A 22,665-nucleotide genomic window follows, 5' to 3' on the forward strand; every position below is an offset into this window, starting at 1 on the left:
GTGTCCTGTTGTTCTCGCGAGTTCCGAGCTTCGCAGCGCTGGATGAGCTGCGCGGCTTCAGGCTCAAAACCAAGGCATAAAAAGCAAAGGTCAAGCTAATGCGATAGCTACAGCGACGACGCACCCAAGTCCGACTTTGGGCCTTCATTTCATGAAAACACCGCCATAAGATGGCATCAAGCTGACGACATCCATCAACAAAAACGCCGGCTTTCGCCGGCGTTTTCGCAATACGATCGCAACGAGCGATCAACCCATCACATCTGTTCCAACGTCACCGCCACCGCATGCACCACCGCGCCGATCTTGAGCGCGCTCTGCACGCCCTGCGCGCTGATGTCGTGCTTGCGCAGCACCTTCTCGTGCGAGTCCATGCAGGCGCCGCAACCGTTGATCGCCGACACCGCCAGCGACGCCAGTTCGAAGGTCATCTTGTCGATGCCCGGATTGGCCATCACGTTCATGCGCAGGCCGGCGCGCAGCTGGCCGTACTCTTCGTTCTGGATCAGGTGGGTGGCGCGGTAATAGATGTTGTTCATCGCCATCACCGCGGCCGCGGCCTTGGCGCCGTTGATCTCCTCGGGCGACAGCTTTTCGGCGGCGAATTCCTCGATCGCCGCGGCGAACGGCTTGTAGCGCGAGGCGATCGCGCACGCCAGCGCGATGGCGCGGATCTGCTTGGCGTCCAGGCCCTGCGAACCGGCGTCGCTGAGCACGCTATCGAGGTTGAGCTTGAGGTCCTTGGCGTAATCGGGAAGCGAGTTGCGAAGATCGGAAAGGCTCATCGAAAGCTCCTTAAGGCGAAAGATCCGTCGCGCGACGGACACGCGTCATCGCCTGGCGGGCATGCGCAAGCGCACGGCTGGCGGGGTCGATAACGAAACGAAAGAACATCGGAAGAAGTGCAGCCGGGGCGAACCCCGGCCGCGGGCATCCCGCATGGGAGGGAGGTTGGCCGCTGGTGGCCACATGCGGGGTACTGCCTTGAAAGTCTGCGCCGACGGCATGAGCCGGCAGCGCAGTAGAACCAGAGGGGAGCCGGGTCACGGAATCCGGCTCCGCGGGAGGTCACTCCCGGTCGAACGATCTACACGGACGAACCGCGAGGATCGAGCCTGAAAAATCAGGCGACCTTGAGGGTGCTCTCGCCCTGGCTCCAGTTGCACGGGCACAGCTCGTCGGTCTGCAGCGCGTCGAGCACGCGCAGGACTTCCTGCGGGTTGCGGCCGACCGAACCGTCGGTGACGTAGACGAAGCGGATGATGCCGTCCGGGTCGACCAGGAAGGTCGCGCGCTGGGCGACGCCGTCTTCGGTCAGGATGCCGAGCGAGGAGGTCAGGTCCTTCTTGATGTCGGCCAGCATGGGGAACGGCAGGTCGCGCAGGTCCTTATGGTCCTTGCGCCACGCCAGGTGGACGAACTCGCTGTCGGTCGACGCGGCCAGCACCTGGCAATCGCGGTCGAGGAACTGCTGGTTCAGGTCGCCGAAGCCCTTGATCTCGGTCGGGCACACGAAGGTGAAGTCCTTCGGGTAGAAGAACACCAGCAGCCACTTGCCCTTGTAGGTGTCGTTGTCGATATCGGCGAACGCGCTATCGAGACTGTCGATACCAACGGTGGCCTTGACCTTGAATTTCGGGAACTTTTCGCCGATCGAAAGCATGCGGATGACTCCTTGAAGGGATGGGATGGGTGGAAAGGGGTGATTGGTGCCGACGGACACAACCTATGTGCTACATGTTGCAGCACAGCAATTGATAAATAAAATGAATTGTTCCTATTATGCCGATAGTCGCACTCAATTGACAGGCCGCACATGAACCTTCGTGATCTCAAATATCTGGTCGCTCTGTCCGATCACAAGCACTTCGGCCGGGCGGCCGCGGCCAGTTTCGTGAGCCAGCCCACGCTGTCGACCCAGATCAAGAAGCTGGAGGAGGAACTGGGCGTGTCGCTGGTCGAACGCGCGCCGCGGCGGGTCATGCTTACCCCGGTCGGGCGCGACATCGCCGAGCGCGCGCGCAAGGTCATCGCCGACGTCGAGCAGATGAGCGAGATCGCCCGCCGCAGCCAGGACCCGGAGGCCGGTTCGGTGCGATTGGGTCTGTTCCCGACCCTGGGACCGTATCTGTTGCCGCATGTGGTGCCGGGGCTGCGCAAGCGTTTCCCGCGCCTGGAATTGCTGCTGGTCGAAGAGAAGACCGACCAGATCCTCGCGCGCCTGCGCGACGGCCGTCTCGACGCCGGCCTGCTCGCGTTGCCGATCCATGACGACCAGTTGCATGTCGAACCGCTGTTCGACGAACCGTTCCTGCTGGCGGTGCCGCAGCAGCATCCGATGGCCGGGCGCGATTCGCTCGATCTGCACGATCTCGACGACCAGCACCTGCTGCTGCTCGAAGAAGGCCACTGCCTGCGCGAACAGGCGCTGGACGTGTGCCGCCTGGCCGGCGCCGACGAACGCGACGGTTTCCGCGCCACCAGCCTGGAAACGCTGCGGCAGATGGTCGCGTCCGGGGTCGGCATCACCTTGCTGCCGATGCTGTCGGTGCAACCGCCGGTGCCGCCCTCGCCCGACATCCACCTGCTGCGCTTCAACGGCGAGTCGCCGCATCGGCAGATCGGCATGCTGTGGCGGCGCAGTTCGGCGATGTCGGAGTTCCTGATGCAGCTGGCGCTGGAGTTGCGCAAGTTGCCGGCGTCGTTGTTGCAGGCGCCGCGGCCGGTGGGGGAGAAGCGCAGGAGTGCGCGCGGCCGCATTGAGGGGACGTGACCTGGTTGTTTGATATGGATCGGGCTGCTGGAGTGGCTTCGTATATGAAATGCCGCGGTCGCGGCTCACGCCGCTCCTACAGTGAGAAACGTGGCATCGCCGCAGGCCGGCTGTAGTGGCGGCGTCCTACTGGATTTCCTTCGGTCATGAGCCGCGACCGCGAATCCGCCCGCTCTCGACGAATCGACATCTCCTGCATCGCCGCACACCTGACGCCCGTCACTGGCTGCATCACCATCGTGCGCGGATCATGTCCAGCCTCGAAACATCAGGACATGCCCGCATGAGCAAGACCATCGCGTTCGTCATGATCGACCGCCCCGCCGATTGGGAATACGGCCCGCTCGCTGGCGCCGCGCATGCCTGGTTCGGGGTCGATGTCGTCAGCGCGAGCATCGACGGTACGCCGTTGACGACGATGGGTGGCCTGACGCTGCAACCGCATGCCCGCCTGGCCGAGCTCGATCCGCTCGCCGCCGACCTGTGGGTCGTGCCCGGCAGCGCGCTGTGGGACGAAGCGCCCGCGCCGGAAGCGATCGTCGCCGCGCTGCGGCTGCGTGCCGCGGCCGGACGTCCGATCGCCGGCATCTGCGGCGGCACCCGCGGGCTCGCCGCGGCCGGTCTGCTCGACGAACGCGCGCATACCAGCAACGAGCCGGGTTATCTCGATGAAGTCGTCGGTTACCGCGGCAAGGCGCATTACCGCGACGCGGCCTGCGTCAGCGATGGCGGGGTCGTGACCGCGCCGGGCAGTTCGCCGATTTCCTTCGCCGAAGCCTGCCTGCGGATCGTGGTGCCCGAGCAGGCGGAAGGGATCGCGCAGATGAAGGCGATGTTCGCGCGCGATTTCGGCTGAGGCATCGCCGTGGCGTTCGCTCGCAAATTCGCATGCGAGCGAACAAAACCGCGCAACGAAAAGCCGCGAGGTCCTTGCGAGACAGGCTTCAGCCGCGACGCTTTGCGATCAAACGATGATCCGGAAAAAGCGCGTCGCGGCTGCACCACATCTCGCAAAAAATCTCGCGGCTTTGCTTATCCCGGGTTACGGCTTGCCGCCGCGGACTGCCCAGGCAATCCGCCGACTCACACCACCCCGATCGGACAACTCACCCCGGTCCCACCAAGGCCGCAATACCCCATCGGGTTCTTGGCCAGGTACTGCTGGTGTTCGTCCTCGGCGTAATAGAACACCGGCGCCGGCGGCTCGGGAATTTCGGTGGTGATGTCGCCGAACCCGGCCTCGCGCAACTTGACCTGAAACGCGTCGCGGCTGGCCAGCGCGGCCTGGTACTGGCTTTCGTCTTCGCAGTAGATCGCCGAGCGGTACTGGGTGCCGGCGTCGTTGCCCTGGCGCATGCCCTGGGTCGGGTCATGGCTTTCCCAGAACACTTTCAGCAGATCCTCGAACGCGACCTGCTTGGGGTCGTACACGACCAGCACCGCCTCGGTGTGACCGGTCTGGCCGCTGCAGACTTCGCGGTAGGTCGCATTGGGCGTGTAACCGCCCGAATAGCCGACCGCGGTGGTGACCACGCCCGGCACGGTCCAGAACTTGCGCTCGGCGCCCCAGAAACAGCCCATGCCGAACTGCACCCGCGCCAGCCCGGCAAAGGCGTCGCGCAGCGGTTGGCCGTTGACGAAATGACGGTTGTGCAACGGCAGTTCCTGCGCGCGCCCGGGCAACGCGTCCTCGCGTTGCGGCAGCCGCTGCTTGAACGCGCCTATGCCAGGAATGAATGAACCGGCCATCGTCTCGCCTCCGTATCGTCGATTGTCGCTGGGGATTGCTGCGGGCGAATGCCCTGCCGATGAAATGCGGCATGTGTCGCAGGATTCAAGCGCCGATCGCGCGCGCATGGCTTGTCGGTCGCGGCCAAACCCGGGAAGCTCGAAGGGCCCCGCCCGCCCCTGCGTGCGCACCGCCACGGTGCCGCGCCCGCCTGGACGGCCCGCCCTCTTTTCAGGACCTGGCTATGAACCCTCATCTGCTTCGCGTTGGCCTGATTTCCACCGGCTTGTTGTCGGCCGCGTTGGCCTTCGCCGCGCCCGCCCATGCCGCCGACGAATTCGGCAGCGACTGGGACGACCCGCGCACCGCCGACCCGACCGTCGCGCGTCCCGACACCCGCAGTTGCACGGTCGAAATCCTCGACACCGCGTTCGCCGATTTCGATTGGCATCCCGGTACGATCGCGCCGCCCGCGGCCTGTCCCGGCCCGTGGAGCAAGGTCGTGCTGGAAATGGACGGCCAGGTGAAGGGCGTCCAGTACGACCGCCTGGGCTATCTGCAGATCGCCGGCATGACCGTGCTGTCGACCAGCACGCCCGAACCTTCGCGCGACGGCATCGGCTGGCATGTCGAAAAAGACATCAGCGCCTACGCCTCGCTGCTGAAATCGCCGCAGGCGGTGCGCATGTACCTGGGCAACGTGGTCAACCAGACCTACACCGGGGTGATCTACGTCCAGGCGCGGGTGGTGTTCTACACCGCCGACCGTCGCCACCGCGCGCTCGACAGCGCCGACGTGGTCGCGCCGCTGGCCAACGAACGCCGCGACGGCGCCGACCTGATCGGCGACTACACCCTGCCGGCCAATGCCACGCGCTGGCTCGGCGAGGTCTACGCGACCGGTTCGGGCGGCGGCTGCGAGGAATTCTGGTACTTCACCGCGCCGCCGGAAGCCAACTACTCCTGCCCGGCCCAGCACGGCGCCTACCGCGAAGTGCAGGTGCTGATCGACGGCCGCGTCGCCGGCATCGCCATGCCCTACCCGCACATCTACACCGGCGGTTGGTCGAACCCGTTCCTTTGGTACGTGATCCCGGCGCCGCGCGCGTTCAACATCGAACCGATCCGCTACGACCTCACGCCCTTCATCGGCCTGGTCAACGACGGCCGCGCGCACGAAGTGCGCTTCCGCGTCGCCAACCTGCCCGACGGCGCCTCGGGCTGGACCTTGCAACCGAACCTGCAGGCCTGGACCGACGCCCGCCGCGGCGCCACCGGCGGCCGTCTGTTGAGTTATGAACTCACTCCGCTCGCGGCGAAGTCGGTCTACACCGCCTTGCCGGACGGCACCTTCAAACTCGACACCCGCGGCGGCCATCGGCTGCGCGCGAGCGGCTATGTCGACACCTCCAAAGGCCGCGAATTCACCAGCATCGACCGCATCGTCGGCAACGAAAACCTGCACACCTGGGGCGCGGAGGAAAATCCCGATGGCGTGAAGGGCGAATGGAACGACACCCAGACCGTCACCCGGATCGGCCGCGGCCTGCCGACGGTGGCGGTGCAGTCGCAGCGTTTCGGCCTGGACGGTTCGATCAGCGTGGTGCCGTCGGGCGATTACCAGCGCATCGTGACCACGATGAAGATTTTCGACGAGGCCAACGCCTTGCAGACGCCGGGGCTGGGGCAGCCGCTGATTGCGCAGGCCACGCGCAACAGTTTCGAGGGCGAGGCGGGCTGGAATTACGGGGTTCCGCGTCCTGAGCGTCATGCGACGGGGCATTCGACGCAGCGGCATCGCAGTGTGGGGACGCAGGGGTGTTATGACCACGAGATCGCGCAGGAGAATGGGTTCATTCAACTCGATCGGTATCGCTGTGGCGGGGCGCGCTGATTGAGTGTTCTTGGGTGGGGCTCGTCCTCGTTTGAGGTGTGAGTCGGGGCTGACGCCCCACCGACAAGACCTCGTGCCTTGATGTCGACTACCGATTTGCTTTGCCGTTGCTTTGCCTTTGTTCCGCCCTTGCTTTGCATTTGCCTTGGCCCGGCGCGGCTTGTAACTCGCGATGCAATAGCAGGCCCGAAGGGCGGCACGCATGGATGCGTGCCGTAGGCCACCCAGGACATGGATGTCCTGTGTGGCCTACCCCCGCGTAAGCACCGATCTTGCGGGCTCTTGATTCGAAACAGGAACGCCTTTTTCTTTGGTTACTTTTGACCGAAGGGAATCCAGGCGGACTTTTGTGGCTTTGGACAAAAGAAAGTTACCCGCCGCTTTAGCGGCGGAAGCTTTTGATCCTGCTTCCAGCTTTGAAAGCTCTAGAGCCTATGAAGCCAAAGGCAAGATCAACAGCTTTCGTCCGCAAGCGGCCGAGTTACTTTCTTTTGTCAAAAGCGACAAAAGAAAGGTAACCAAAGAAAAACGCTTTTCTGTGAATCAAGGGCCCGCGCGATCGGTGCTTACGCGGGCACGCGCCACACGGGACATCCTGTCCCGGTGGCGCGCGGCGCACATCCATGTGCGCCGCCCTTCGGGTGTGCTGTTGCTAACGCGAGTTACAGGCATCGCAGCGCTGGATGAACTGCGCGATGGCAAGCTCAAGCCAAGCGATGCAAAGGCAGAAGCTGAAGCGATCAGCCATGCGCGACATGCTTACTCGACTCAGGCGTCCTGCCGCGCCGAAAACAACGGCTGATCGCCTCGCGCCAATCCCAGAAAAATACCGGCCAGCGACAACCCGATGCCGACCAGCTCAATCGCCCCGAGCGACTTGTGGAACAGCAACACGTCCCAGACATAAGCCAACAACGGCTGCAACAACAGACACAAACCAACCACGCCCGCCGGCAGCTTCGGCATCGCCCGACCGATCACCAGCCAACCCAGCACCTGCGCGATCGCCGCATACGCGGTCAGGATCAACCAGTCGTGCGCACTCGCCGGCAACAAGGTCTCGCCACCGAACGGAACGCTGACCCCGAGCATCACCGCGCAGCCCAGACACAGCCACCACTGCAAGGCCTCGTTAGGCGTCGGCCCACGCCGCGCCTGCGCCGCGCGGAACGCGAGCAGGAAACCGCCGTAGGCCAGCGCCGCGGCCAGACCGAACGCCACGCCCAGGCGAAAGCGCGCGTCCATGCTTTCCCAACCCGGCGCGAGCAGCAGGCCGAGCCCGATCAGGCCCATGATCAAACCGACCCACAACCGCCAACCCGCGCGCTCGCCGAGAAACAAGGCGCCGACGCCGGCCAGCACGAACACCTGGAAATTCGCCAGCAAGGTCGACAGACCCACGCCGACGTACAGGATGCTGCGATGCCACAGCCACAGGTCCAGCGCCAGGAACGCCGCGCCGAGCATGACCAGACCGAGCACCCGGCCATCCGGGCGCCAGTGACGCATGCGGCCGCGCCGCCACGGCTGGCCGAGCAGCACCAGCAGGATCACCGCCGCCAGCGCCATGCGCCAGAACGCCGATGCGGCCGGACCGATCTCGACCCATTTGACGAACACCGCCGAACTGCTGATGACGCTGGCGCCCAGCAGCATCTGCAGCAGCGGCGTACGCGAGGAAGGAGCGTGAGCGGCGGCGTTCATGCGCGCCTCCGCAGTCGGGACAGATCAATAACGAATCGCATGTCGAATACTCCGGTCGTCCCCGCCCACGGCGGTCGCCGTGGACGGGTGGCGCCGTCGCGGCGACCGGCAGCGCGCCGGTCGCGCCGCGGGCGGCGCATCGAATAGGAAAGAGGTGGGATGCGGTCCGGCCCGTGGGCGCGAACCACTGGCGCCGCGAAGGCGCCGTGGCCTGACTCGGGCGCGCGACCGAAGTCCGCGCCCGCGCTGTCAGGCCGGCAGCCAGCCGGTGGGCGGCAGGCCGCCGACCGGGTCCGGCTCGTCGGCGACATCGGGCGGCGGATCGCCCAGCGACAAGGCCTCGACCACCTCGCGCGCCCGCGGCCAGGCGGCTTCGGGCACGCACACCTGCACCGCGCCGAACACCGGCAACTCGCCGATCCCGCCCAGCAGGGCTTCGCCGCGCAGGAACACCGGAATCCCGGCGTCCTCCAGCGCATGCCGGACCAGATGGGCATCGATCAGATGAGCGGCTTCGTAGACGACTTTCATCGTCCTTCCTTCGGCGCGGGGCCTGGCGGGGTCTGCGCCCAGCATACGCCGGCCGCGCGCGCCCGGCCCATGAACGCTGTGTCCCGCGCGACGATCGGCCCGACCCGGCAAGGGCCGCGACCGTTCAGGGCCGGGAGCACGGAATGCCGGCAACGGCTAAACTCCCGGTTCTCCCTTTCCTGTGTCCGCAAAGCATGTCTGCCGATCCCTCCCGCATGGCCCCCGAAATTCCGACCGACACCGCCGCCACGAGCGCGGTCAAGCAGGATTTCGTCCGTCAGATCGTTCGCGACGACCTGGCCAGCGGCAAGCACCAAGCGATCCGCACGCGCTTTCCGCCCGAGCCCAACGGCTACCTGCACATCGGCCACGCCAAGGCGATCGCGCTGGACTTCGGCATCGCCGGCGAATTCGGCGGCCGCTGCAACCTGCGCTTCGACGACACCAACCCGGCCAAGGAAGACCCCGAGTACGTCGCCGCGATCCAGGAAGACGTGCGCTGGCTCGGTTTCGACTGGGCCGAACTGCGCCACGCCTCGGACTATTTCGAAGTGTTCTATCTGGCCGGCGAGAAGCTGATCCGCCAGGGCGACGCCTTCGTGTGCGACCTCAGCGCTGAGGAAGTGCGCGCCTACCGCGGCTCGCTCAACGAGCCCGGCCGCAATTCGCCGTACCGCGACCGCAGCGTCGAGGAAAACCTCGACCTGTTCCGGCGCATGCGCGCGGGCGAGTTCGCCGACGGCGCGCGCACCTTGCGCGCGAAGATCGACATGGCCTCGGGCAACATCAACCTGCGCGACCCGGCGCTGTACCGGATCAAGAAGGTCGCTCACCAGAACACCGGCGACGCCTGGCCGATCTACCCGATGTACGACTTCGCCCATTCGCTCAGCGATTCGTGCGAAGGCATCACCCACTCGCTGTGCACGCTGGAATTCGAAGACCATCGCCCGCTGTACGACTGGTGCGTGGCCAAGGTCGACCTGCCGAACTCGCCGGAACTGCTGGCGCCGCTGCTGGCCAAGGGTTATCCGAACGAAGCGGCGATCCCGCGCCAGATCGAGTTCTCGCGCGCCAACCTCAACTACACCGTGATGAGCAAGCGCAAGCTCATGGTGCTGGTGCAGGAAGGCCTGGTCGACGGCTGGGACGACCCGCGCATGCCGACCCTGCAGGGCATCCGCCGGCGCGGCTACACGCCCGCCTCGCTGCGTTTGTTCGCCGATCGTCTCGGCGTGAGCAAGCAGAACTCGACCATCGACTACTCGGTGCTCGAAGGTTGCCTGCGCGAAGACCTCGACGCGGCCGCGGCGCGGCGCATGGCGGTGATCGACCCGCTCAAGCTGGTCATCACCAACCTGGACGACGCGCACGAAGAGTCGCTGCAGTTCTCCAATCATCCCAAGGACGAGAGCTTCGGCTCGCGCCAGGTGCCGTTCTCGAACCAGCTGTGGATCGAGCGCGAGGATTTCGAGGAAGTGCCGCCGAAGGGCTTCAAGCGCCTGATTCCGGGCGGCGAAGTGCGCCTGCGCGGCGCCGGCATCCTGCGCTGCGATGAAGTGATCAAGAACGACGCCGGCGAGATCGTCGAACTGCGCGGTACCCTCGACCCGGAATCGCGTCCCGGCATGGCCGGCGCCGATCGCAAGATCAAGGGCACCATCCACTGGGTCAGCGCGCGTCACGCGGTCGAGGCCGAAGTGCGGCTGTACGATCGCCTGTTCGACGTGTCCGCGCCCGACGACGACAGCGACGGCAAGACCTACCAGGATCATCTGAACCCCAACTCGCGCCGCGCCGTGACCGGTTACGTCGAGCCGTCCGCGGCGCAGGTGGCGCCGGAGCAGGCGCTGCAGTTCGAGCGCGTGGGTTACTTCGTCGCCGACCGCTACGACCACAGCCCGGGCCGGCCGGTGTTCAACCGCAGCGTCACCTTGCGCGACACCTGGGCGTCGAAGGAATGAGCCCGAAGATCCCCAACCTGCTGACCGCCTCGGTCACCCTGGCGCTACCGAGCTGGATCGACGAAGTGGTCGACCGCAAGCGCGCCTACCTCGGCGACGACGACAAGGTCGCGCTGGCGATCGAACTGTCGCGGCACAACATCGAGCTGGGCACTGGCGGCCCGTTCGGCGCGGCGGTGTTCGACGGCAACGGCCTGGTGGTCGGGGTCGGCGTCAACCGCGTGGTGCCGCAGAACTGTTCGGTCGCCCACGCCGAGATGATGGCCTTCATGTGCGCGCAGGCCGCGGTCAGCGCGTTCCGGCTCAACGAGATCGGGCCGATGACCCTGGCCACCTCGGCCCAGCCGTGCTGCATGTGCTACGGCGCCAGCTTCTGGGCCGGCATCAACAATCTGCTGATCGGCGCGCGCTCGGAAGACGTGATGCGGCTGACCGAATTCGACGAAGGTCCGCTGCCGGCGGACTGGGTCGGCGAACTCGAACGTCGCGGCATCGCGGTACGCCGCGATCTGCATCGCGACGCGGCCTGCGACGTGCTGCGCCGTTATGGCGAGAGTGGCGTTTCCTACTGAGTCCCCGCTTTATGTAGGAGCGGCGCAAGCCGCGACCGCGACCTCTCGCCTGCGTCGTCGCTGTGAGGTCGCGGTCGCGGCTCGCGCCGCTCCTACATTGAGACACCCGCACCTCCGCAACCCATGTGAGTTCCGACGATGACCGAGTCCGCCCTGCTATGTTGGTGCCGTGCCGGCTTCGAGCCCGAACTCGCCGCCGAATTGAACGAACGCGCCGCGATCGCCGGCCATCCCGGCTATGCGCGCACCCAGCGCAACAGCGGCTACGTCGAGTTCATCGTCGAGGACGCCAACGCGTTGTCGCGCGCGCTGCCGTGGTCGCAGTTGATCTTCGCCCGGCAGAAACTGGTGCGCATCGCCGACCTGAGCGACCTCAATCCCGCCGATCGCATCACACCGATGCTGGCCGCGCTCGATGCATTGGGCGGCTCGGGCCTGAACGTGTCGATGTTCGGCGAGTTGCTGGTCGAGCATCCCGATTCCGACGAAGGCAAGCAGTTGTCGGGCCTGGCGCGCAGCTTCGGCAACGCGCTGCGTCCGGCGCTGCGCAAGGCCGGCTGGCTGAGCAAGACCGACGATGCGCGCCGTCCGCGCCTGCATGTCGCCTTTGTCGCCGGCGATCACGCCATGCTCGCGCTGTCCGATCCGCTCGACAGCTCGCCGTGGCCGCTCGGCATTCCGCGCCTGCGCATGCATCCCGATGCGCCGAGCCGTTCCGCGCTCAAGCTCGAAGAAGCGCTGCTGACCTTTCTCGACGCCGACGAGCGCCAACGCCGCGTGCGCGACAACATGCAGGCCGCCGACCTGGGCGCCGCGCCCGGCGGCTGGACCTGGGTGCTGATGCGCAACGGCATGATGGTGACCTCGGTCGACAACGGGCCGTTGAAGCAGGAGCTGATCGACAGCGGCCGGGTCGATCACCTGCGCGCCGACGGCTTCACCTGGCAGCCCAGGCGCACCCTGGACTGGATGGTCTGCGACATGGTCGAGTCGCCGGCGCGCGTGGCCGAGCGCATGGCGACGTGGTTTCGCGAGAACTGGTGCCGGCAGGCGATCTTCAACCTCAAGCTGCCGATGAAGAAGCGCTGGGAAGAAACCCGCATCTGTCTGGAAGCGTTCGAACATCAGGCCCATCGCCCGCTGATCGTGCGCGCGCGCCAGCTGTATCACGATCGCGAAGAGATCACGGTGTTCGCCACGCCGAAGTAAGCGGCGCGCGCCACGAAAATCTTACGTTTGGTTGACCGCATGCGAACATTCGCAGCGATGCTCGCGACGCATTGAGCGATCTGCGTCGCATCAGGCGTCGATGCCGCGTGCAGGTTCAGCCTGGGTTGCGAAGATTTACGCGGCATTGATCTTGCGCGGTCTAGCGTCGGGGCGTCCCTCAAACGACGCGAGGCTCCGCCATGCAGCAGCACGCGAACCGATCGAAACATTCTTTCTCCAAACACGCTTTCTCCAAGCGCAGCCTGCTGGCCCTCGCGCTGCTGACGGCATTTGCCGCCAGCAGCGCACAGGCGCAGGTGCCGTCCAAGGTCCAGTCGAAACACGACGCGATCGAGAAGGCCGAAATGGCCGCGGCCGAAGCGCGCGCCGCGCGCCAGGACGCGCAGACCGCGCAAGCCGCGGCGCAGGCCGCCGCGGCGACCCGCGACGAAGGCGCGTTGACCGCGCGCGGTGCGCTGACCGCCGAAGCCACCGCTTACGACGCCAAGCAATCGGCACTGGATGCTCAAGACGCGGCAATCAAGGCCCGTCGCGCCGCCGAAGCCGCGCGTTCGGCGCAGGCATCGGCGGTGTCGGGCAACAACCCGACCGGCGCGGCGATCGAAGCACGTGCCGCGATGAACGACGCGATGACCGCGAGCTCGATCGCCACCGACGCCACCACCACCGCTCAGGCCGCCGCGTCGGCGACCGCGGACGCGGTGCAGCAGACCGGCGCGACCACCAACGTGCAGACGATGCCGCGCGCGATGGATTCGACGATCGAACCGCGCATCGACTTCAGCGCGCTCGACACCAATCGCGACGGCAGCGTCAGCCGGGTCGAGGCCAGTCTGAGTCCGGCGCTGACCGCCGATTTCGCCATCGCCGACCGCGATGCCGACGGACGTTTGAGCCAGCGCGAACTGGCCGGTTGGGCGCCGCGATAAGCAAGCAATGAGTCCCGCGTGACGCATCGAAGCGCGCGCCGGACCAAGTCGACAGGGGCGAGGACGCCTTCGGCAACGAAGGCGTTCTTGTTTGCATGGCAGGGATTGAACAGGCCGCATCGCGCCGATATCCGGCATGCGTTCAACCCTCGTGATCGAGCGATATCGGCCTGCGGATAACGCGGCGATCGGATAACGACGTGTCGCGGCTTGCGCCGCTCCTACAGGGAGCCCATGTAGGAGCGGCGCAAGCCGCGACCGCGAATCCACAGACACCCGCGCTTGTTTGATTCACCACGCGCGCCGCCGCCCACATCGCCTACCTGTAGGAGCGGCGCAAGCCGCGACCGCGCGCCCGCAAACACCCGCGCTCACCCGCATAACCCGCGCCCGCCGCACCCACTGCGCCCGAGCCGACAGACATCGCCACCGGCGAAAGCACCCCGCTTGCACCCCGCCCCCATTGCGGCATAGTGCCTTGCCCGCCCCGCCGCCCTCGCCGCCCATGCCCGCAAGCCCCGTCCCGACCGGCTCCGCTTCGATCGAATCCGACTCGCTCGAACGCGCCCCCGCCCGCCGCCTCGACCGCAAGGACGCGCGCACGCTGATGCTGGCCGCGCTCGGCGGCGCGCTCGAGTTCTACGATTTCGTCATCTTCGTCTTCCTGACCGAGACCCTGCGCCATCTGTTCTTCCCGCCCGACATGCCCGGCTGGCTAAGCACGCTGCAGATCTACGGCATCTTCGCCGCCGGTTATCTGGTGCGCCCGATCGGCGGCATCGTCATGGCCCATTTCGGCGACCGCACCGGGCGCAAGCGCATGTTCACCCTGAGCGTGTTGCTGATGGCGCTGCCGACCCTGTGCATCGGCCTGTTGCCGGTGTACGCGCAGATCGGCGTCGCCGCGCCGCTGCTGCTGTTGGCGCTGCGCATCGTCCAGGGCATCGCGATCGGCGGCGAAGTGCCGGGCGCGTGGACCTTCGTCGCCGAACACGTCCCGCGCGGCCGGGTCGGTTTCGCCTGCGCCAGCCTGTCGGCCGGGCTCACCGCCGGCATCCTGATCGGCTCGTTGATTTCGACCGCGATCAACACCTGGTTCACCCACGAGCAAGTGCTCGGCGGCGTGTGGCGCGCGCCGTTCGTGCTCGGCGGCGTGTTCGGTTTCCTGGCGGTGTACCTGCGCCGCTGGCTCAGCGAAACGCCGGTGTTCGCGGCGATGCGCGAGAGCCGGCAGTTGGTGCGTGAGCTGCCGCTCAAGCAAGTGCTGCGCGATCACCTGGGCGGCGTGGTGCTGTCGATGCTGGTGACCTGGCTGCTGACCGCGGCGATCGTGGTGATCATCCTGATGACCCCGACCATCGTGCAGCAGCAGTTCGGCATCGCCCCGGCGCGCGCGTTCTTCGGCAACAGCCTGGCGGCGTTCTGCCTGACCTTGAGCGCGATCGGCGGCGGCCTGCTGGTCGACTGGCTCGGACGCGGGCGCGCGCTGTTGATCGGTTCGCTCGGCGTGCTGGTCAGCAGCTTCGCGCTGTACTACGACCTCAACCACGGCGCCGAGCATTTTCTCGCGCTGTATGCGCTGGCCGGCGTGTTCGTCGGCGTGGTCGGAGTGATCCCGGCGGTGATGGTCGCCGCGTTCCCGGCGCCGGTGCGGTTCTCGGGGCTGTCGTTTTCCTACAACGTCGCCTATGCGGTGTTCGGCGCCGCCACTCCGCCGCTGATCGGCGGTTATCTGGCGCCGCATCTGGGCGGCATGGCGCCGGCTTATTACGTGATGGGCGTGGCGGTGGTGGGCATGGCGGTGGCGGTGTATCTGCTCAACACCCGGCGGCGGTTTCACGAGGATTGATCGGCGGCCGCGCGTGCATCAACAGCGCAAGGTAAAGAACTCGACGAACACCAGCAGGCCCGCGAGCCACAGGCCGAGCATCGGCACGCAGGCGGCCAGCGTCCAGGCCATGCGGCGGGCGACGCGGCGGCCGCGGGTGATGCGGATCGCCAAGATCGGGATCGCAAGACCGATCAGCACGAACACGCCCAGCACGCAGAAGCCAAGCGCCCAAAACCCCGCGCTCTTTTCGCCGTATTCGGGCGGGCATGACACCGTGGCCACGGCCAGCAGCGGCCACGCCGCCACGGCCGCGAGGCTCAGGCGCTGACTCAGCCGCCGCATTTCAGCAGCTCATGATGAAGACGCGGCCGAACACGAACAGGCCCAGCAGCCACACGGCGAGCATCGGCACGCAGGCCGCCAGGGTCAACAACACCCGCGCCACGGTTTTGCGCGCGCGGGTGAAGCGGATCGCCATGACCGGCGCGACCAGACCCAGCAGCAAGAACAGGCCCAGCACGGTGAAAGCGACGGCCCAGAACAACCCGTTCTTGTCGGTGGAGCCGGGCGGGCATTGGGTGGTGGCCGCGGCGAGCAGCGGCCATGCGCTCGCGGTCGCGATGCCAAGGCGCGCGAACCCGCGCGTGCAGGGCGATCTTGTATGTCGATTCGAAGCCGGTGTCGCCTCATCCATGTGCGTGCTCTCCAATTCGGGCGCTGCTCTTTTTTGAGGCGCAGCTTCAGCCACAACGCGTCTGGCTCGGATCGTGGCGCTCTTCAGATTTGAAGCCGCCGGTGACCGGAGATAAAAGCGTCGTGGCTGAAGCCTTGCCCACAAATGAAAACGTCGTTACACGGGTCGTCCAGCGCCTCAAACCCCCGCCGCGCGCCGCCAGAAATAATGGGTCAACGGCGGCAGCTTGCCGGCCAGTCCGAGTAACGGCCCGCGCAGCATCGTCGCGGCGAAGTCGTCGTTCGAGAACAGCTTGTTCAAGCCATCGAACCCGTACGCCGCCAGCGCGTTCTCGCTGCGGCGTTCGCGCGCCCAGCGCTGCAGTCGCGCGGGCGAGCCGATGTCGAGGCCGCGCTTGCGCGCCTGCGCCAGCGCACCGCGCAGACCGGAGATATCGCGCAGCCCCAGGTTGACGCCCTGCCCGGCCAGCGGATGCACCACATGCGCCGCGTCGCCAGCGATGACCACGCGGCCGGCGACATAACGCTCGGCCAACTGCCGCCGCAACGGAAACGCGGCGCGCTTGGATACGCCGGTCAAGGCGCCCAGACGTCCGGCGAAGGCGCGTTCGAGTTCGTCCAGGAACGCCGCGTCGTCCAGCGCCAACAGCCGCTCGGCTTCGGCATTGGGCAAGGTCCAGACGATCGAACTGCGGCGGTCGCGCGCGCCGGGCGCGCCCACCGTGGGCAGGAAGGCCAACGGCCCGCCCGGCAGAAAGCGTTGCCAGCAAGTCGCTTCGTGGCTCAGTTCGCTGTCGACATAGGCGACCAGTCCGCGCTGGCCGTAATCGTGCGCCGGCGCTTCGATGCCGGCGAGTTCGCGCAACCGCGATTGCGCGCCGTCCGCGGCGACCACCAGCCGCGCGCGCAGGCGACGTCCGCTGGCGAGCACCACGCCCACGCCGTCGGCGGCATCGTGTTCCAGGGCTTCGACCGCGTCCGGGCAATGCAGGCGCACGCCGGCCGCGGGCAAGGCCGACCACAACCGATCGACCAACACGCCGTGCTCGACGATCCAGCCCAGCTCGCGCCGGCCGAACGCGTCGGCATCGAAATGCAGCTCGCCGCCGCCGGCCGCGTCCCACACCCGCATCGCGCGATACGGTTGCAGCCGCGCGGCCTGCACCGCGCTCCACACGCCCAGATCGTCCACAAACGCGGCGTTGTCGGGCGCGAAGGCGTACACGCGCAGGTCCGGATCCTCGGGCGACCACGGCGCGGGTTCGCGCGCTTCGACCAAGGCCACTTCGAAACCGTCGCGGGCGAACGCCAGCGCCGCCGCCGCGCCGACCACGCCCGCGCCGACCACGACGATGTCCAGCACCTCGCGCCGGCTCATGCGCGGCCTCCGCGCAGCATCGGCTCATCGCCGCGACACAGCGCCGGCACGTCGCCGCGATAGCCCATCGCGCCGCCGACCAACAGCGACTGCGCGGTCGGCATTCGATCCAGCGCGAACAATCCCAGACTGCGCAACGGCCGCATCAACGCGGTTTCGTTCGAGGCCAATCGCGCGATGCCGTCGGAGAACTCGACGGTACGGTCGCGATCGGGCTTGCGCCGCTGTTCGTAACGTTCAAGCAGATCGGCGCTGCCGCAGTCGGCCTGGTCCGCGCTCGCCGCAAGATCGTGTTCGATCAATTCGGCCAGGGTCATCGCATCGCGCAAGCCCAGGTTGAAGCCCTGCGCGCCGATCGGATGGATGGTCTGCGCGGCATTGCCGACCAGCACCGCGCGCGGCGCGATGGTGCGGGCGGCGAGCACGCGGATCGCCGGGTACAGGCTGCGCGCGCCGCAGGACACGAAGCGTCCCGCGCGCCAGCCGAAGGCGTCCTGCGCGCGGGCGAGAAAGCCGGCTTCGTCGAGCGCGGCGACCGCGTCGGCCTGCGCGTTGGCGACGCCGTGGATGAAACCGTAGTGGCGATCGCCGCGCGGCAACAGCGCGGTCGGGCCGTCGTCGCCGAGGCGTTCGTACGCGGTGCCGTCGGGCGCGCGCTCGCTGCGCAGGCGGGTGACGAACAAGGTCTGGCCGTAGTCGTATTCGTCCGCGGCGATGCCCAATGCGTCGCGCACGCCGCTGCGGGTGCCGTCGGCGGCTACCACGAGGCGCGCGCGCAAGATCCGTTCTCCGGCACCGTCGGCAACCCGGATAGCGCGCCATTCGGAGCCTGCGCCGGCAGCAGCGCCGACGCCGCGTCGAGAGGCGTCATCGCCGTCGCGTGCTTGGGTTTGATCTATCGAGCCGGCATCACGCGTGCAGGTTTCGTCAGCCAACCCGACGAACCGCACCGGCCGATAGCGATGCAGCCGCGGCAGCTCGGCCAAGCGCGCTTCCAGCGCTTCGCCGAAATCGCGCGCCACCACGATGCGGCCGAATTCCTCGCGGCCGTAGCGTTGCGCGTCGAGCACGGTGCGGCCGAAATCGCCGCGCCGGCTGATATGGATGCGCTGGATCGAACCGGTCGGCGCGCGCAGCTTGGCCAGCACGCCGAGCGCGCCCAAGGCGTTGAGCGTGGCTTCGGCGAAACTGAGGTTGCGTTCGTCGAACACCGCCGGCAAGGCGCCGGGCGGCGCGGCTTCGATCAGGCCCACGTCCAGGCCAAGCCGGTCCAGGGCGATCGCGAGACTGGCCCCGACCAGGCCGCCGCCGACGATCAGGACGTCGTGACTGGCGTGCAGCGCGGGGGTGGAAGGCATCTGCGGCTTTGCATCTGAAGTCATGCGTTCATGATACGACCGCGTCCGTGCAGCGTCTGTTCGGATCGCGGTGGAAGCGGTGGGCGGATCGGCGCGGCGCGGCGGCGGAGCGAATCGCGTCGGGCTTGAAACGCCCAGCCACGAAAGGATCGGGCGATTCAACGCGAGATCGAACGCGAAATCGTGGCCTCGCCGACGCGAAGCGTGCTTGCGCGAATCCAGGCCGGCGGCGCGCCTGCAAGGCCGGCCGGCGGCCACGAGGTCGTTCGCGGGACGGCCTTCAGACCCGAACCTATTCGATCAAACCTTCCGAATCAGACACTTAGTCGTCCTTCACCCACCTGCCGCGCCCGCGCGCGCCAGCCAAACCGGCACTTTCGTCGCAGGTTCCTTAGAATGTGCGGATCGACGCGCCAGTCCGGCGTCAGGAGCCCTGGCCATGAAGCCGAACACCCAACGCACCCTCATTCTCGCCCTGCTCGCCGTGCTGATGATCGGCACCCGCGTCAATCATTGGACGCCGATTCCGGATGCGTCGTGGGCGGTGTTCTTCATCGGCGGCTTCTACCTGCGCAACTGGACCCGTTGGGCGTTCCCGCTGCTGATGGTGCTGGCGGTGGCGATCGACTACGCGGTCATCACCGGCCAGGGCATGAGCTTCTGGCAGCACTACTGCGTCTCGGCGGCCTATTGGTTCCTGGTGCCGGCGTACTTCGCGATGTGGGCCGGTGGCCTGTGGGTCGCGCGTAATTATTCGCGCAGCTGGCGCACGCTGGGCCTGACCGCGGTGGCGCTGCTGGCGTCGGTCGCGGTCTGCCAGCTGTTGAGCCAGGGCAGCTTCTACTGGCTGTCGGATTCGGTCGCCAACAAGTCGGTGGCCGGCTGGGCCGCGAACTACTTCGAATGGCTGCTGCCTTACCTGCGCACCACCGCGACCTACGTCGGCATCGCCACGCTGGTCCAGGCGATCGCCGCCGGCGCGAGCAAGACCGACGCGCTGCCGGGCCGTTCCGACGACGCGCGCAAGCGCTGATCGGGCGGCGCGGATCGATGGGCAACCGTCTTTCGAAAATCTATACCCGCACCGGCGACGACGGCAGCACCGGTCTGGGCGACGGCAGCCGCACCGGCAAGGATTCGGCGCGGGTCGATGCCTACGGCACGGTCGACGAGGCCAACTCGACCATCGGCCTGGTGCTGGCGAGCGAGTTGCCGCAGCTGGTGCGCGATCAACTGGTCGCGATCCAGCACCAGATGTTCGACCTCGGCGCCGAGCTGTGCATTCCCGGCCATGCGGCGATCTTCGACGCCGATATCGATCGGCTGGAGCAGTGGCTCGACGGCCATAACGAAGACCTGCCGCCGCTGAAGGAATTCATCCTGCCGGCCGGCGGCGAGGCCGCGGCGCGCTGCCACATCGCGCGCACCGCGGTGCGCCGCGCCGAACGCGAGACCGTCGCGTTGTCGCGGCTGGAAAGCATCCGGCCCGAAGCGGTGCGCTATCTCAATCGCCTGTCCGACCTGCTGTTCGTGCTCGCCCGCGTGCTCGCGCGCGCCAGCGGCCACGGCGAGGTCACCTGGAACCACGAACGCCGCAAGGGCTGACCGTGCGCATCTACACGCATCCGGCCTGCACGCGTCACGACCCCGGTCCGGGGCACGCCGAGCGGCCGTTGCGTCTGGTCGCGGTCACCGAAGCGCTGCGCGAAGCCTTCCCGGGCCTGGACTGGCGCGAAGCGCCCGCCGCCAGCCGCGGCCAACTGCTGCGCGCACACACCGACGAATTGCTGGCGCTGGTGCTCGACACCGCGCTCGACGGCCCCATGCACCTGGACCCCGACACCGTGCTCGCGCCCGGCTCGGCCGAAGCCGCGCTGCGCGCGGCGGGCGCCGGCGTGGCCGCGGTCGACGCGGTGCTCAAGGGCGAAACCCAGCGCGTGTTCTGCGCGGTGCGTCCGCCCGGCCATCACGCCACCTTCGAAGTGGCGATGGGCTTCTGCCTGTTCAACAACATCGCCGTCGCTGCCGCGCATGCCTGCGAAAAACACGGCCTGTCGCGGGTGGCGGTGATCGATTTCGACGTGCATCACGGCAACGGCACCCAGGCGATCTTCGACAGCGACCCGCGGGTGATGTACGTCAGCTCGCACCAGATGCCGCTGTACCCGGACACCGGTTCGGTGCACGAGCGCGGCGTGGGCAACATCGTCAACGCTCCCCTCGCCCCCGGCACCGGCAGCGAGGGTTTCCGCCGCGTATGGCGCGAACGCCTGCTGCCGACGATCGATTCGTTCCGCCCGCAACTGGTGCTGATCTCGGCCGGTTTCGACGCGCACAAGCGCGATCCGCTGGCGCAGGTGGAACTCGAGGGCGAGGACTTCGCGTGGATCACCCGCGAACTGGTGGCGATCGCCGATCGGCATGCGCTGGGCCGGGTGGTGTCGATGCTCGAGGGCGGTTACGACCTGGCGGCGTTGCGCGAGAGCGCGGTGGCGCATGTGGGTGCGTTGATGGCTTGAGCGCGTTCGGCGCTCTGGTGGGCTCGCGGTCTTGCGCGGACGAACTCTCACGTTTTCAAAGTCGCACCCGTCGGTTGCGCGGCACTGCTTGCGCGCACGCAACTCTTTAGCCTTTGGCTTTGGCCTTGGCTTTGACCTTGAATTTCAGCCGTTGGCTTTTTAGCTTTTCGCCCGGCGCGGCTTGTAACTCGCGATGCAATAGCAGGCCCGAAGGGCGGCACGCATGGATGCGTGCCGTAGGCCACCCAGGACATGGATGTCCTGTGTGGCCTACCCCCGCGTAAGCACCGATCTTGCGGGCTCTTGATTCGAAACAGGAACGCCTTTTTCTTTGGTTACTTTTGACCGAAGGGAATCCAGGCGGACTTTTGTGGCTTTGGACAAAAGAAAGTTACCCGCCGCTTTAGCGGCGGAAGCTTTTGATCCTGCTTCCAGCTTTGAAAGCTCTAGAGCCTATGAAGCCAAAGGCAAGATCAACAGCTTTCGTCCGCAAGCGGCCGAGTTACTTTCTTTTGTCAAAAGCGACAAAAGAAAGGTAACCAAAGAAAAACGCTTTTTGGTGAATCAAGGGCCCGCAAGATCGTTGCAGACGCGGGCACGCGCCACACGGGACATCCTGTCCCGGTGGCGCGCGGCGCACATCCTTGTGCGCCGCCCTTCGGGTGTGCTTTTGCTAACGCGAGTTACATGCCTCGCAGCGCTGGATGAACTGCGCAACTTCAGGCTTAAGCCAAAGCCACATCGCCTACCTGTAGGAGCGACGCGAGTCGCGACCGCGGGAATGCAACTACGGCGCAGGTTGCGAAGTTGTCGCAATGCCGCGGTCGCGGCTTGTGACCGAAGGAAATCCAGTAGGACGTCGCTCCTACAGGAGGGCCATGCGAGTCGCGATTCGCTCGTGTAGGTACGGATCAAAGCCGCGACCGCCATCGGGCGGCCGCCCGCGCAGATCAGCCCGCCCGCGAAACGGTCGCAAGCCCAGCCCCGCCACGGGACTCAATAACGGAAAATCCCAACCCGCCAATCACCCACCCGACGCCTTGCCCTCACCCGCGCCCTCAAACCCCAGCGACGCCGAGTTGATGCAATACCGCAACCCGGTCGGCCGCGGACCATCCGGGAACAAGTGCCCCAGGTGCGAGTCGCAACGCGCACATTTGACCTCGATCCGGCGCATACCGTGACTCTCGTCGGCATGCTCGGTGACCGCTTCGGGTGCCAACGGCTGCCAATAACTCGGCCAACCGCTGCCCGAGTCGTACTTGGCGTCCGAGGAGAACAACGGCTCGCCGCAGGCCACGCAGGTGTAGGTGCCGGCCTCCTTGTGATTCCAGAACTTGCCGGTGAAGGCCCGCTCGGTGGCCGAGCAACGGCAGACCGCGTACTGCTCCGGCGACAATTGCTCGCGCCATTCAGCTTCGCTCTTCGCGACCGCCGGCGCCGCGGTCGCCTGCGGTTCGGCCGACGGCTGCGTCGCGGCGGGGGCGGCCGGGTGCGGGTTCGGGTCGGGGTGCTGGCTCATGACGTCCTCCTGGGTAGGCAAGCGGATCGATGCGGCGT

At 66.9% G+C, this 22,665-nt stretch carries 22 protein-coding genes; 12 read left to right on the forward strand and 10 right to left on the reverse strand.

Annotation, left to right across the window (positions count from 1 at the left end; translation table 11 throughout):
- Positions 1-257: 257 nt before the first annotated feature.
- Together ahpD and IEQ11_RS18660 are read right to left on the reverse strand one after the other, a co-directional pair.
- The gene (gene ahpD / locus IEQ11_RS18655; RefSeq protein ID WP_036115815.1) at positions 258-785 is read right to left on the reverse strand and encodes an alkylhydroperoxidase, AhpD family; all 528 of its coding nucleotides are present in this window, start codon (positions 783-785) and stop codon (positions 258-260) included.
- 338 nt (positions 786-1,123) lie between these two features.
- Positions 1,124-1,663: a peroxiredoxin gene (locus IEQ11_RS18660; RefSeq protein WP_036115812.1), complete on the reverse strand. Its 540-nt coding sequence runs from the start codon at positions 1,661-1,663 to the stop codon at positions 1,124-1,126.
- 153 nt (positions 1,664-1,816) lie between these two features.
- Between IEQ11_RS18660 and IEQ11_RS18665 the strand changes: the two genes are divergently transcribed.
- Both IEQ11_RS18665 and IEQ11_RS18670 read left to right on the forward strand, forming a co-directional pair.
- Positions 1,817-2,773, forward strand: coding sequence for a LysR substrate-binding domain-containing protein (locus IEQ11_RS18665; protein ID WP_057922360.1), 957 nt, complete (start codon positions 1,817-1,819; stop codon positions 2,771-2,773).
- A 283-nt stretch (positions 2,774-3,056) separates the two neighbouring features.
- Positions 3,057-3,629 carry a DJ-1/PfpI family protein gene (locus IEQ11_RS18670; protein ID WP_191823895.1) on the forward strand — a complete coding sequence of 191 codons (573 nt, stop codon included), beginning with the start codon at positions 3,057-3,059 and terminating at the stop codon, positions 3,627-3,629.
- Between the two features lie 227 nt (positions 3,630-3,856).
- Here the strand turns inward: IEQ11_RS18670 and msrA are convergent, their stop codons facing one another.
- Positions 3,857-4,507 (reverse strand): peptide-methionine (S)-S-oxide reductase MsrA, encoded by a 651-nt coding sequence (gene msrA / locus IEQ11_RS18675; protein ID WP_057923631.1) that lies wholly within the window; start codon positions 4,505-4,507, stop codon positions 3,857-3,859.
- A 239-nt stretch (positions 4,508-4,746) separates the two neighbouring features.
- On the opposite strand from msrA, the gene IEQ11_RS18680 reads away from it, so the two are divergent.
- Both IEQ11_RS18680 and IEQ11_RS18685 read left to right on the forward strand, forming a co-directional pair.
- Positions 4,747-6,396 (forward strand): peptide-N4-asparagine amidase, encoded by a 1,650-nt coding sequence (locus tag IEQ11_RS18680; protein WP_191823896.1) that lies wholly within the window; start codon positions 4,747-4,749, stop codon positions 6,394-6,396.
- 349 nt (positions 6,397-6,745) lie between these two features.
- Positions 6,746-7,198: a hypothetical protein gene (locus tag IEQ11_RS18685; protein WP_247024604.1), complete on the forward strand. Its 453-nt coding sequence runs from the start codon at positions 6,746-6,748 to the stop codon at positions 7,196-7,198.
- Here the strand turns inward: IEQ11_RS18685 and IEQ11_RS18690 are convergent.
- Together IEQ11_RS18690 and IEQ11_RS18695 are read right to left on the reverse strand one after the other, a co-directional pair.
- Entirely contained in the window at positions 7,165-8,100 is a 936-nt protein-coding gene (locus IEQ11_RS18690) for a DMT family transporter (protein WP_036115574.1), read from the reverse strand. The genes IEQ11_RS18685 and IEQ11_RS18690 overlap by 34 nt on opposite strands.
- Positions 8,101-8,349: 249 nt before the next feature.
- Positions 8,350-8,631: a putative signal transducing protein gene (locus IEQ11_RS18695; RefSeq protein WP_036115576.1), complete on the reverse strand. Its 282-nt coding sequence runs from the start codon at positions 8,629-8,631 to the stop codon at positions 8,350-8,352.
- A 215-nt stretch (positions 8,632-8,846) separates the two neighbouring features.
- Here IEQ11_RS18695 and IEQ11_RS18700 point away from each other — a divergent pair, with 215 nt between their 5' ends.
- From IEQ11_RS18700 to IEQ11_RS18720, 5 genes are all read left to right on the forward strand, one after another.
- A complete protein-coding gene (locus IEQ11_RS18700) occupies positions 8,847-10,595 on the forward strand; it encodes a glutamine--tRNA ligase/YqeY domain fusion protein (RefSeq protein ID WP_057922363.1) in 1,749 nt (582 codons plus the stop codon).
- 17 nt (positions 10,596-10,612) lie between these two features.
- On the forward strand, positions 10,613-11,167 hold the full coding sequence (locus IEQ11_RS18705) for a nucleoside deaminase (RefSeq protein WP_036115615.1): 555 nt from the start codon (positions 10,613-10,615) through the stop codon (positions 11,165-11,167).
- A gap of 138 nt (positions 11,168-11,305) precedes the next feature.
- Complete coding sequence (gene rlmM / locus IEQ11_RS18710; RefSeq protein ID WP_036115583.1) at positions 11,306-12,376, forward strand: 23S rRNA (cytidine(2498)-2'-O)-methyltransferase RlmM; 1,071 nt, start codon at positions 11,306-11,308, stop codon at positions 12,374-12,376.
- A gap of 200 nt (positions 12,377-12,576) precedes the next feature.
- Positions 12,577-13,326: an EF-hand domain-containing protein gene (locus IEQ11_RS18715; protein ID WP_191823870.1), complete on the forward strand. Its 750-nt coding sequence runs from the start codon at positions 12,577-12,579 to the stop codon at positions 13,324-13,326.
- Between the two features lie 505 nt (positions 13,327-13,831).
- The gene (locus IEQ11_RS18720; protein ID WP_191823869.1) at positions 13,832-15,175 is read left to right on the forward strand and encodes an MFS transporter; all 1,344 of its coding nucleotides are present in this window, start codon (positions 13,832-13,834) and stop codon (positions 15,173-15,175) included.
- An 18-nt stretch (positions 15,176-15,193) separates the two neighbouring features.
- On the opposite strand, the gene IEQ11_RS18725 is transcribed toward IEQ11_RS18720, so the two are convergent.
- The 4 genes from IEQ11_RS18725 to IEQ11_RS18740 all read right to left on the reverse strand — a co-directional run bounded on the left by IEQ11_RS18725 (position 15,194) and on the right by IEQ11_RS18740 (position 18,586).
- Entirely contained in the window at positions 15,194-15,499 is a 306-nt protein-coding gene (locus tag IEQ11_RS18725; RefSeq protein WP_191823868.1) for a hypothetical protein, read from the reverse strand.
- Position 15,500: 1 nt separating this feature from the next.
- Positions 15,501-15,851, reverse strand: coding sequence for a hypothetical protein (locus tag IEQ11_RS18730; protein WP_191823867.1), 351 nt, complete (start codon positions 15,849-15,851; stop codon positions 15,501-15,503).
- Between the two features lie 177 nt (positions 15,852-16,028).
- Complete coding sequence (locus IEQ11_RS18735) at positions 16,029-17,228, reverse strand: FAD-dependent oxidoreductase (RefSeq protein WP_191823866.1); 1,200 nt, start codon at positions 17,226-17,228, stop codon at positions 16,029-16,031.
- Positions 17,225-18,586 (reverse strand): FAD-dependent monooxygenase, encoded by a 1,362-nt coding sequence (locus IEQ11_RS18740; protein ID WP_425494649.1) that lies wholly within the window; start codon positions 18,584-18,586, stop codon positions 17,225-17,227. Before IEQ11_RS18740 ends, IEQ11_RS18735 begins: the two co-directional genes overlap by 4 nt.
- Before the next feature lie 439 nt (positions 18,587-19,025).
- Between IEQ11_RS18740 and IEQ11_RS18745 the strand changes: the two genes are divergently transcribed.
- Genes IEQ11_RS18745 through IEQ11_RS18755 form a run of 3 tightly spaced genes read left to right on the forward strand, consistent with a single transcriptional unit; the run spans position 19,026 to position 21,105 of the window.
- Positions 19,026-19,619: a hypothetical protein gene (locus tag IEQ11_RS18745; RefSeq protein ID WP_057922370.1), complete on the forward strand. Its 594-nt coding sequence runs from the start codon at positions 19,026-19,028 to the stop codon at positions 19,617-19,619.
- Positions 19,620-19,636: 17 nt separating this feature from the next.
- Complete coding sequence (locus IEQ11_RS18750; protein ID WP_191823865.1) at positions 19,637-20,191, forward strand: cob(I)yrinic acid a,c-diamide adenosyltransferase; 555 nt, start codon at positions 19,637-19,639, stop codon at positions 20,189-20,191.
- A gap of 2 nt (positions 20,192-20,193) precedes the next feature.
- Positions 20,194-21,105, forward strand: coding sequence for a histone deacetylase family protein (locus IEQ11_RS18755; protein ID WP_191823864.1), 912 nt, complete (start codon positions 20,194-20,196; stop codon positions 21,103-21,105).
- Between the two features lie 1,024 nt (positions 21,106-22,129).
- Here the strand turns inward: IEQ11_RS18755 and msrB are convergent.
- Complete coding sequence (gene msrB / locus IEQ11_RS18760; RefSeq protein WP_191823719.1) at positions 22,130-22,627, reverse strand: peptide-methionine (R)-S-oxide reductase MsrB; 498 nt, start codon at positions 22,625-22,627, stop codon at positions 22,130-22,132.
- Positions 22,628-22,665 lie beyond the last annotated feature (38 nt).

The organism is Lysobacter capsici (genome assembly GCF_014779555.2).
GTDB lineage: Bacteria > Pseudomonadota > Gammaproteobacteria > Xanthomonadales > Xanthomonadaceae > Lysobacter > Lysobacter capsici.

Excerpts from the sequence above, each read along its gene's own strand:
- ahpD (WP_036115815.1), bottom strand. The coding sequence starts at position 785 with ATGAGCCTTTCCGATCTTCGCAACTCGCTTCCCGATTACGCCAAGGAC.
- IEQ11_RS18660 (WP_036115812.1), bottom strand. The coding sequence starts at position 1,663 with ATGCTTTCGATCGGCGAAAAGTTCCCGAAATTCAAGGTCAAGGCCACC.
- IEQ11_RS18665 (WP_057922360.1), top strand. The coding sequence starts at position 1,817 with ATGAACCTTCGTGATCTCAAATATCTGGTCGCTCTGTCCGATCACAAG.
- IEQ11_RS18670 (WP_191823895.1), top strand. The coding sequence starts at position 3,057 with ATGAGCAAGACCATCGCGTTCGTCATGATCGACCGCCCCGCCGATTGG.
- IEQ11_RS18680 (WP_191823896.1), top strand. The coding sequence starts at position 4,747 with ATGAACCCTCATCTGCTTCGCGTTGGCCTGATTTCCACCGGCTTGTTG.
- IEQ11_RS18690 (WP_036115574.1), bottom strand. The coding sequence starts at position 8,100 with ATGAACGCCGCCGCTCACGCTCCTTCCTCGCGTACGCCGCTGCTGCAG.
- IEQ11_RS18695 (WP_036115576.1), bottom strand. The coding sequence starts at position 8,631 with ATGAAAGTCGTCTACGAAGCCGCTCATCTGATCGATGCCCATCTGGTC.
- IEQ11_RS18700 (WP_057922363.1), top strand. The coding sequence starts at position 8,847 with ATGGCCCCCGAAATTCCGACCGACACCGCCGCCACGAGCGCGGTCAAG.
- rlmM (WP_036115583.1), top strand. The coding sequence starts at position 11,306 with ATGACCGAGTCCGCCCTGCTATGTTGGTGCCGTGCCGGCTTCGAGCCC.
- IEQ11_RS18715 (WP_191823870.1), top strand. The coding sequence starts at position 12,577 with ATGCAGCAGCACGCGAACCGATCGAAACATTCTTTCTCCAAACACGCT.
- IEQ11_RS18720 (WP_191823869.1), top strand. The coding sequence starts at position 13,832 with ATGCCCGCAAGCCCCGTCCCGACCGGCTCCGCTTCGATCGAATCCGAC.
- IEQ11_RS18725 (WP_191823868.1), bottom strand. The coding sequence starts at position 15,499 with ATGCGGCGGCTGAGTCAGCGCCTGAGCCTCGCGGCCGTGGCGGCGTGG.
- IEQ11_RS18730 (WP_191823867.1), bottom strand. The coding sequence starts at position 15,851 with ATGGATGAGGCGACACCGGCTTCGAATCGACATACAAGATCGCCCTGC.
- IEQ11_RS18735 (WP_191823866.1), bottom strand. The coding sequence starts at position 17,228 with ATGAGCCGGCGCGAGGTGCTGGACATCGTCGTGGTCGGCGCGGGCGTG.
- IEQ11_RS18740 (WP_425494649.1), bottom strand. The coding sequence starts at position 18,586 with ATGCCTTCCACCCCCGCGCTGCACGCCAGTCACGACGTCCTGATCGTC.
- IEQ11_RS18745 (WP_057922370.1), top strand. The coding sequence starts at position 19,026 with ATGAAGCCGAACACCCAACGCACCCTCATTCTCGCCCTGCTCGCCGTG.
- IEQ11_RS18750 (WP_191823865.1), top strand. The coding sequence starts at position 19,637 with ATGGGCAACCGTCTTTCGAAAATCTATACCCGCACCGGCGACGACGGC.
- msrB (WP_191823719.1), bottom strand. The coding sequence starts at position 22,627 with ATGAGCCAGCACCCCGACCCGAACCCGCACCCGGCCGCCCCCGCCGCG.